The sequence below is a fragment of the Candidatus Aminicenantes bacterium genome, from assembly GCA_026393795.1.
Classification (GTDB): Bacteria; Acidobacteriota; Aminicenantia; order UBA2199; family UBA2199; genus UBA2199.
The window spans coordinates 1-1,757 of sequence record JAPKZL010000170.1; the positions used below are offsets into that span (position 1 = coordinate 1).

Genomic DNA, 1,757 nt, shown 5'->3' on the forward strand with positions numbered 1-1,757 from the left:
GCCAGTCGGGACTGTTGACGCCTGTGATTGCAGCCGTTAATCTGGCCATGGTTTGAGGACGGTATTTCAGCAAGGAGGATGGCGAACATGCATGCATTCGAATTCGACATGACGACCAGGGTGGTATTCGGCGAGGGCGCCGTGGCCAAGGTCGGCGGGATCGCGGCGACCTTCGGGAAAAAGGCCCTGCTCGTGACATACGACGAGGACTTCGTGAAGAAAGTCGGCTTCTACCAGAAGGTGGCCGAGAGCTGCAAGGCAGCCGGCGTCACGCTGGTGAGCGCCTTCGGGGTAAAGAGCAACCCGACCGTCGAGCATGCAGCGGGCGTCATCGCCCTTGCCAGGAAGGAAAAGCCCGACGTGATCATCGCCCTCGGCGGCGGCAGCGCCATCGACGAGGCCAAGTTCATCGGCATTGCGGCCGGCTACGCCGGCGATCCCTGGGACTTCGCCACCGGGAAGGCCCCCATCACGACCACCCTGCCGGTGATAGCCGTGGTCACCATCCCGGCGACCAGTTCCGAGCTCAATGGCACCTCCGTCATGTCCTATGAGAAGATCCAGCGGAAGGACGGCTTCGCAAATCCGGTCATGCGCCCCAAATACGCGGTCCTCGACCCCGAGCTGACCTGGTCGATCCCGGTGAAGCAGACGGCCTACTCCGCGGCCGACATCGTCTCCCACCTGTTGGAAAGCTATCTCGGCCACGGCCTCGACTGGGCCCCAGTCCAGGATCACTACTGCCAGGGCGGGATCCGCACGATCATGGAGTGCATGGACCGCCTCCTGGCGGATCCCAAGGACAAGGAAGCCCGGGCCCAGATGATGTGGACCGCCTCCTACGCCTGGAACGGCTTCTATCCTTGCGGCCTCGGCCCCGCCGACGCGACCATCCACGTGCTCGGCCACTCCCTGAGCAATTTCTACGACACTCCCCACGGCGCCGCCATGTCGGTGACCATTCCCGCGACCATGCGCTATTTCCTCACCACCAAGACGAAACGCCTGGCGGGCATTGCCCGCGAGGTGTTCGCCGTCCGCGAGGCCGACGACATGGCCGCGGCCAAGGCCGGCGTCGCCGCCATCGTCGCCTGGTTCAAGAAGATCGGGACACCCACCACCCTCGCCGAAGCGGGGATCCCGGCGGATGCCATCGCGAAGCTGGCGCCTGATGCCCTCAAGACGGCCCAGGCCTGGGGCCTGGGCGAGCTGTATACCCTGGACACCTGCGTCAAGATGTTCGAGCTCTGCAGGTAGGACGGCGCATCGAAGAGGAGACGGCAGCGATGGCGCGTCGGCCCGTTCGGGCTGGAGGGCACCGTCGCTGCAATTTGGGAATTATCAATAGAATTGGGATTGCAACCATTTTGCGGAAATAATTCAGCGGCTGAAATCAAACAACATGAAATGTCTAAGCCACGGTTGACTATTCAATTGAATATAGTATCCTGCCTTCCGTGATGGCCCACCGGACCCCTGGCGGCGCGCCGCGCTCCCCGCGGCGCGCCGCTCCCGCCACCGCAGAGAAGTACCTGATCCCCAGCCTCGAGAGGACCATCCGGATCCTCGAGGACCCGGCGGGAGAGCAATCCCCCCGAAACGTCACCGAGATGTCCAAGGCCCTGGGGCTGCCGAAGAACAGCGTCTTTCGCATTGGCAGGACAATGCTCGCCTTCGGCTACCTGGAAGAGGAAGAGAAGGCCTTCCGCATCAGCCCGAAGTTCTTCAGCCTGGCCTATAAGGGCCTGCGCTCCGGC

2 protein-coding genes are annotated in these 1,757 nt (G+C 63.2%); both read left to right on the plus strand.

What is annotated here, in order from left to right; genetic code table 11:
- The first annotated feature begins 87 nt into the window (after nt 1–87).
- The gene (locus tag NTW95_08105; GenBank protein ID MCX6557373.1) at nt 88–1,257 is read left to right on the plus strand and encodes an iron-containing alcohol dehydrogenase; all 1,170 of its coding nucleotides are present in this window, start codon (nt 88–90) and stop codon (nt 1,255–1,257) included.
- Nucleotides 1,258–1,460: 203 nt separating this feature from the next.
- Nucleotides 1,461–1,757 (plus strand): helix-turn-helix domain-containing protein (locus NTW95_08110; protein ID MCX6557374.1); only part of this gene is annotated, 297 nt, incomplete at its 3' end.

Bases quoted from the DNA above. Each gene is read 5' to 3' on its own strand.
- NTW95_08105 (MCX6557373.1), top strand. From the start codon at position 88: ATGCATGCATTCGAATTCGACATGACGACCAGGGTGGTATTCGGCGAG.